The sequence below is a fragment of the Pseudomonadota bacterium genome, assembly GCA_016927275.1.
GTDB lineage: Bacteria > UBA10199 > UBA10199 > 2-02-FULL-44-16 > JAAZCA01 > JAFGMW01.
Map to the genome: position 1 here is coordinate 1 of JAFGMW010000027.1, position 6,891 is coordinate 6,891.

The window sequence follows — 6,891 nt, forward strand, 5'->3', positions numbered from 1 at the left end:
CGGCCCTTCGACTACGGGCTGCGCGGGAACCTGAAGGTCATCGAGGCCCGGAAGAAAAAACGAGTACACAGTTAAGCGGAGCGGCTCAACGTGCTCTTCGCAGCGTGGCTCGAGGAGGCCGGATTCAGCAGCCTATAAATACCGGCCGACGAAAGCCCCCGACGAGACGGCGTCTGAGGCGAGGAGGGATAGCGAGAAGAGCACGCTGAGCCGCTCCGTCAAATCGGTGCGTCTGAACTTCTTCGCTTCTCAGTTTCTGAGCTTTCAGCTTCTCAGCCTCTATCCGTACTTGAACGCACTCTTGCCGATGAACTCGCGGATGATCGAGTTGCCCGGGACTTCCATCTCGAGCACAGGGGTGAAGAACGAGAAGAAGCGGACCAGGCGCGAGGCCTCGAGGAAGGAGGGGTGGCCGCGCGGGACCTCGGCGAGATACCGCTCCGCGTACGGCTTGAGCAGCGAGTGTTCGTAGGGCAGCGCCGAGTTGAATATCACCTCCGCGTTCTCCTGATAGGGGAATATGTATTTCCACTCCCCGGCGCGAACGCTCGGCCAGCGCGCGATCGTCTCCTCGGGCTTTGTCCCTCGGAAGAGCCTGTCGCGCACGAGCCTGCGTATGAGCCTCGTGTCCGTGGTGAATATGCGGTTGTGGTCGTCGAGGCAGACCTGCGTTAGCGCGGACACGTATATCTTGAACTTGTTCTTCGCCGGCACGTTGGGCGTGAGGGCGTCGTTCAGGCCGTGTATCCCCTCGGTCATGAGGACCTGCACCTTGCCGAGCTTCATCCTCCTGGTCTTTATGGGGTCGCGCTTGCCGAGCGGGAAGGAGAAGTGCGGCGCGCGCACCTCCTCACCGTTCAGAAGTCTCACGATCTGTTCGTTGAACAGTGCGATGTCCAGCGCCCCCAGGCACTCGAAGTCGTACGTGCCGTCCGGATGTTTCGGCGTGACCTCGCGGTCCACGTAGTAGTCGTCTATGGAGACGGCGATCGGCTCGATCCCGTGGGTCCTGAGGTGGATCGCGAGCCTCTTGGAGAAGGTGGTCTTGCCGGAGCCGGACGGGCCCGCGATCAGCACCAGCTTCCTGTCGGGCATGGACGCGATCTGCTCCGCTATCTGCGCGATCTTGCGCTCGTGGAGGGCCTCGGCGACCTTGACGAAGTCCGCGACGGCGCCCCCTTTGCAGGCCTCGTTGAGGTCGGCCACGTTCTCCGTGCCGATGAGCTTGTTCCATCTCTTGGTCTCGAGATATGTCGCGAACAGCTTGGTCTCCGGCCTCTCGTTTCCGGTGAGCTTCCCGCTGTCGCTCGGGAAGTCGAGAACTATACCGTGCTCGTAGCTCCTCAGCTTGAAGATGTCGATGAGGGCCGTGCGAAACGCGACCGGGCCGTGCGCGTAACCGCAGTAACCCTTGAGGGTCACCAGCGGAACCTCGGACTGCCGGTGCTGCCACAGGAGCTTGACCACCGAGTCGTCGCCCCTCTTCGTGAACCTGTCTATGGCGTCCTCGACCGTGGTCCACTCCGACTCGATCGATATGTCGGACTTGACTATCTCCCTCATCATGCGCTCGACCTCGCGGACGAAATCGTCGTCCACCTCCCTGCCGCGCACCTCGAAGAAGTAGCCGTTTGCGATCGACTGGCCGACCACCACCTTCACAGCCGGGTCTATCTCGGAGATAGCCGCGTACATTATGGTGGACGCGGTGCGACGGTAGATGTCCATGCCCTCGCGGCGGGAGAGGTCGATCGTCTCGATATGGGCGGGGGTGTTGAGCCGGTAGTAGAGGCCGTCGGTGCGGTTGTTTATGACCGCGCCGAGCGGAGAGAAGCGCCCGGTGTGCGGGGCCTGGTCCAGGATGTCCGCGACCCTGACTCCGGCCTGAACCGACAGGGGTTTCCCGTTGATGTGCACGCTGATCTTTTTTGTCATGGCCGCTCCGATGATAGGGGTCATTAATAACAGATGGAGGGGTTCAGGACAAGGACACAGGTGGGCTCAGGCCGAACGAGTCACTGTCCGATCTTGTTCAATATGTAATCGGCCGCTTTCCCGGCGTCGGGGTCCTTGCCGGCGGAAATCTTGATCAGCACAACCCTCGCGGCCTGCTGCGCCTCGGGCCCCATGGCTGTCAAGGCCTTCGCGATGGCAACCCTGGCCATGATGCCTGCCTTGGGCACGGCGGAAGCCAGCCCCTTTGCCGCTTCGACGGATCCGACGGCCCCAAGGGCCCTGGCTGCCATCTCCGCTATTCGCTCATCGGGGCCCTGCAGCGCCTTGAGAAGCTGCGGAGTGGCCTTTGCGGCAGAGGGGCCTATCTTCGCAACAACGTATATGCCGAGCTCCATGATCAAGGGGTCCTTCGAGCCGACCGCCTTCACCGTCTGCTTGGATAAGTCGTCGGTGACTATCTTGTCGATCGATCGTTGGCACTTCATGCGCACATTCTGATCCTCGTCCGATCTCATCGCCCGGTAGAGGTACGGCAAAGAGTAAGAGGCGTCGGGCCCTATCGAACCCAGCACGAACGCCGCCGCCTTCCTCACATCCGCATCCTCGTGCGCGAGGAGATCTGAGATCGACGGCACCGCCTTCGCCGCCTCGCCCTTCATTTTGGACAAGGACTGAACGGACTTGAGCCTTGCGCTGAAATCCGGGCTGCCCAGATCCGCGACAAGCTTTTCAAGATCGGTGCTCAGCGGGGGAGTTGCCGATGTCCCCTTGGCCGGTTCAGGCTTTGCAGGCGCAGGTTTCGCCTCCTCCGGCTCGCCGATCCTCTCGATCAGGATCTTCGCCGCCTGCCGCACCCGCGGGTCATCGAACACCGAAAGGGCCTGCAGCGCAGCTGCCGCCGGACTGGCCTTCCCGGCCAGGTCGTAAAGCGCCTTGAAGGCGACCTTGCGGATCGCCGTGTCGTTTGCCGCAAGGGCGCCTGCCAGCGCCACCGCCGCCTCGCCGTTTCGCTCCGCTATGGTCCTGAGCCTTTCGATCGCCGCGATGCGAATCCCCGCTGCCTGGCCGTTGTCCAAAGCTATCTTCGCAAGCTCCGGCATCAACGCGTCATCGGGCATCTTGTCGATGACTATCCCGGCCGCCCTCGCAAGGGTGTCGTCGCCGCTCCTTGATGCTGCGAGAAGCTCAGGCGCCGCTTCGGCGGCAGGCCCTCCGATCTCGCCGAGAACATATGCCGCAATTATCATCCTCTCGGCAAAGTCGCCCCTGAGCACCACGCGCAGCTGCTGCACCGCTTTCGCCGCAGAGTCCTTCATGCCGGCCAGATGATGGCCGGCGGCCTTTGCGGCGTCCGTATCTCCTTCCGTCAGGCACGCGACCAAGTTTGATGCAAGGGTGTCGCCGTCCACGTAGCGCAGCGCCTCTTCGGCGGCCTTTCTCACCTTTTTGGACCTGTCCTTCAGGGCGTACAATATGCGGGGTAGCGAGGAGGGGGACAGCTCGTCGACGCGGGCGAGGGCCTTTATCGCCTCCGCCCTCTGTTTTTCATTCCCCTTCTCGCAGATCTCGATCAGCTGATCGAGGGCATCTTTCGCCGAAGGCCCCATCTCGCCGATGACGAAGATCATGGTCTCCCTGAGCAGGCCGGTCGCCGACTGGAGCTCGCGCACCAGCTCGGGCACGGCGCTCGAGGCGTCCGCTCCATATTGGGAGAGCAGGAGCGCGCAGGCGCGTTTCACGGACAGGTCGTCGCTGGCCAACCCTTTCCTCAGAACCGGGATGAGATAGATGGACTGGGGGCCAAGGCCCTTTATCTCGACGTATGCCTTGGGCGCGTCTATCTTCATCATCGCTATCGTCGTCATCTCGTAGACGTCTTTATCGGCATGGGTCAGCCCCTCCGAAAGCGTATCCATGGCACTCTTGGCCTTCCGGCCGATCTTGCCGAGGGCGTGGGCCGAGGCGATCTTGGCATCGACTTCGTTGCGCTTGAAGAGGGAGATGAGCGGGCCAACCGCCTTGTCCGCGTACTTCCCTATGTTCTCCGCGCCTATGTTCGCGAGAGAGCGCGCCGAGGCGGCGGCCACCGCGCTGCTGTCCGCGCTCAGCGCGGCTACGAGCGCAGGCACGGCGCGCTGGTCCGCTATGTATCCCAGGGCCTCCGCGCAACGCGTCTTCACCGATTCGTCTTCCTCCTGATCTGAGAGCCGCTCGATGATCGGCTCAGCGGCCGAGGCGCTGCCCATCCGCCCGAGGATAAACGCGCAGGCCCTCCTCACGCCGACATTTTCCGAGGAGAGCCCCTCTATCAGCGCCGAGACGCTCTCCTTGGTGCCGGCGGCCTTGAGGGCGCGCAATGACTCCTCGGTGCCGATGTCCACCAGGGCGTAGGCCGCATCCTCTTTGAGCCTGATGCTGGGATCCGAGGTCACGATCTCCTTCAGCGAGTTCACCGCACTCGCCGCATCCTTGCCGAGCCTCCCCAGGGCCCGCGCGGCGTAGGCCCTGTGGACCTCGCTCTCCTTCTGGCTTTCCAGTATCGCGATGAGCCACTTGACGATGAGGGGCCTTTCAATCTTCATCACCGCGAAGGCGTTTTTGACCGCATCCCTCAGTTTGGGATCGTCGTCCTGGGACACGAGGATCAGGTCGTAGATCGCGCCCTTGATGAGCCCTTGAATCGGCTTCCCCTCGCCCACCTTTCCTATCGCCTCCGCCGCGTATGGCCTTATCCCCTTGTATTCGTCGCTCAGCGCCTTGATCAGCGCGCGCAGGCCGCTCTCCTCCCTGATCTCACCCAGGGCGATGACCGCGTTTATCCTGGCAATGCCAACGGCGATGGCCCTCTGGTCGAACTCGCCGGTGCGCTCCGCCTCGGCAGTTATCGGCATCTTGTCGATTATGAGACTTGAGAGCGCAGGCACCGCATCCTTTGCCGCGGGGCCCAATCTCCCCAGGACGCCGGCTGCACCCGCCGCCGCCGCCACGTCGTCCTCGAGCAGGATCCTCACCAGCGCCGACAGCGACTCCACCGCGTTTGCTCCGATGTCGAGGATCTCCGCCCTCGCCTTCAGTCGATCCCCTTTGGAGACATTGGCCTTGAGATAGAAGTCGCTGAGCCATGCCGCGCGGATGCGGAGGGCTTTCCTGCCGTCCGAGTTGGAGATCTCCTTTATGAACTTGGTCGACAGGCCTGCCGATCTCATCGCCTCGATCTCCGCGGGCATCAGAAACGAGTCCTTGCCGTATCCGAGGGCATGCTGAAGGACCTTGCACTGACGATCCGTAAGCTCGCCCTCCGCGATGAACGCGACGCACTCCTCGTCGGTGAGCCGTCCGAGATCGTCGGCAAACTCCTCGAGGACCCTCTTTGCGACTTTCACATCAGACATCCGCGCATCCCCGCTTTCTATACACCTGTGGCATTACAATGTTATTATCGGCTTTCCCCTGGAAAAGTTGCGGGGTTTCTCTCCTCCTTATGTAACCAATTGACAAATGATATCAACTATTTATAAATTCCTTTCCATGGCGAGGCTCATAGTCGACGGTTACAACGTGATAAGGCGCATCGATCGTTTCCTCTCTGCCGAGGAAAAGGGGCTCGAAGAGGGCCGTTTTGCGCTCCTTCTGGCGCTCGAGGAGTACGGCGCAAAGACCGGTTTCGATATCACGGTCGTGTTCGACGGAGGGGCGAGGCCCCCTGACCACGACTCGCCGGGCGGGACGGATCGTTTCGCCGGCGTGGACGTCATCTTCTCTGAGAGGGGCAAAACCGCCGATTTCGAGATAGAGAGGCTGCTCAGGCGGCATGCGAGGCAACGGCTGGAAGATCCCTGCGACGTGATACTGGTGACCGACGACATGGGCATTCGGGACTGCGCCATAGGCTCCGGCGCGTTCGTCGCCTCGCCCGGGGAGCTCGACCGCGCGATGGAGGCGGGCGTGAAGCTGGCCTACTGACCCGCCCTGTGGCCGCCCTGCCTGCCATGTGCCTTTCCCGCTTTCTTCGTGATCGTGAGCTTAGAGATCCTGGACTCGCAGGCGCGCACCTCGCGCTCGAGCGCCGCGACCCTGCTTACCACCTTCATCATGGCGTCGGTGAGTCTCACCTCGCGAAGGCCGGGGTCCTTCGAGGCGGCCTGGTACACCTTGAGCCCCAGCTCGTGCAGCGCCTTGTAGATGTCTATGCGGTCGCTCCTAGATGCGATGTGGAGCCTCGCCGACTCGGCGGCGGCGCCGGCTATGTACTCGGCCTCGCTCATGCCTGCGCGCAGGAGCTTGAGCCCATCGTCCATCATCCTCTTGGCCCTCTTCTGTATCTGCTCTAGCTTCGGCATATCCCCTCCGTTTGAATGGGCGGCGAGGATATACGCTGAATTAATTCCTTGTAAAGGGGTCTCGCCTGGATATCATGGCCGCATGTCCGACCGCGCAAGGCATCTTATCCGATCGCTCGCCAGGCCCATGACCTCCCGGGTCGCCGGGAAACCCCTCGGCATCTGGATCGCATGGGCCGGCCTCCTCTATGCTGTCTATTCGCTCATGCCGAAGCTGCTCATGATAGCAGGGCTGCAGAGGGTCGGGGCGCCGATGCTTGCCGAGGCTGTCGCCGTGACCCTCCCCATGCTGGCGGCACTGGTCGCCCTGGCGATGCGCAGGCAGATCTCCCAGGTCCTCGTCGGGATCAGCATGGCGTTCCTCATGCACCGCTCCATCTATCTGTCCGACTCAATCGGCGCGATCGTCGCCCTCGCCGGGTTCTGCGGGGTTATGGTCAACCGCCGCTGGTTCATCGACCGCCTGCCGAACGTCATGAAATAGCCGCCAGCCGGCACTTTACACCGCCCACAGGGGATGCTAGAGAGGCACGTCGCCTGGGGAAGATTTAGCGTTCTTTTAAAATATCATACTCCGGAGTAGCTCAGTTGGTCA

At 62.2% G+C, this 6,891-nt stretch carries 5 protein-coding genes; 2 read left to right on the forward strand and 3 right to left on the reverse strand.

The window, feature by feature from the left end; genetic code table 11:
• Positions 1 to 279 precede the first annotated feature (279 nt).
• Complete coding sequence (locus JXA24_01625) at positions 280 to 1,935, reverse strand: nucleoside kinase (GenBank protein MBN1282458.1); 1,656 nt, start codon at positions 1,933 to 1,935, stop codon at positions 280 to 282.
• An 80-nt stretch (positions 1,936 to 2,015) separates the two neighbouring features.
• On the reverse strand, positions 2,016 to 5,348 hold the full coding sequence (locus JXA24_01630) for a HEAT repeat domain-containing protein (GenBank protein MBN1282459.1): 3,333 nt from the start codon (positions 5,346 to 5,348) through the stop codon (positions 2,016 to 2,018).
• 136 nt (positions 5,349 to 5,484) lie between these two features.
• Here JXA24_01630 and JXA24_01635 point away from each other — a divergent pair, with 136 nt between their 5' ends.
• On the forward strand, positions 5,485 to 5,919 hold the full coding sequence (locus JXA24_01635; protein MBN1282460.1) for an NYN domain-containing protein: 435 nt from the start codon (positions 5,485 to 5,487) through the stop codon (positions 5,917 to 5,919).
• On the opposite strand, the gene JXA24_01640 is transcribed toward JXA24_01635, so the two are convergent.
• Complete coding sequence (locus JXA24_01640) at positions 5,913 to 6,296, reverse strand: hypothetical protein (GenBank protein ID MBN1282461.1); 384 nt, start codon at positions 6,294 to 6,296, stop codon at positions 5,913 to 5,915. The two genes, JXA24_01635 and JXA24_01640, sit on opposite strands and share 7 nt — an antisense overlap.
• Before the next feature lie 82 nt (positions 6,297 to 6,378).
• On the opposite strand from JXA24_01640, the gene JXA24_01645 reads away from it, so the two are divergent.
• Positions 6,379 to 6,780, forward strand: a complete 402-nt coding sequence (locus JXA24_01645; protein MBN1282462.1) for a hypothetical protein — start codon at positions 6,379 to 6,381, stop codon at positions 6,778 to 6,780.
• Positions 6,781 to 6,891 lie beyond the last annotated feature (111 nt).

Bases quoted from the DNA above. Each gene is read 5' to 3' on its own strand.
- JXA24_01625 (MBN1282458.1), bottom strand. From the start codon at position 1,935: ATGACAAAAAAGATCAGCGTGCACATCAACGGGAAACCCCTGTCGGTT.
- JXA24_01630 (MBN1282459.1), bottom strand. From the start codon at position 5,348: ATGTCTGATGTGAAAGTCGCAAAGAGGGTCCTCGAGGAGTTTGCCGAC.
- JXA24_01635 (MBN1282460.1), top strand. From the start codon at position 5,485: ATGGCGAGGCTCATAGTCGACGGTTACAACGTGATAAGGCGCATCGAT.
- JXA24_01640 (MBN1282461.1), bottom strand. From the start codon at position 6,296: ATGCCGAAGCTAGAGCAGATACAGAAGAGGGCCAAGAGGATGATGGAC.
- JXA24_01645 (MBN1282462.1), top strand. From the start codon at position 6,379: ATGTCCGACCGCGCAAGGCATCTTATCCGATCGCTCGCCAGGCCCATG.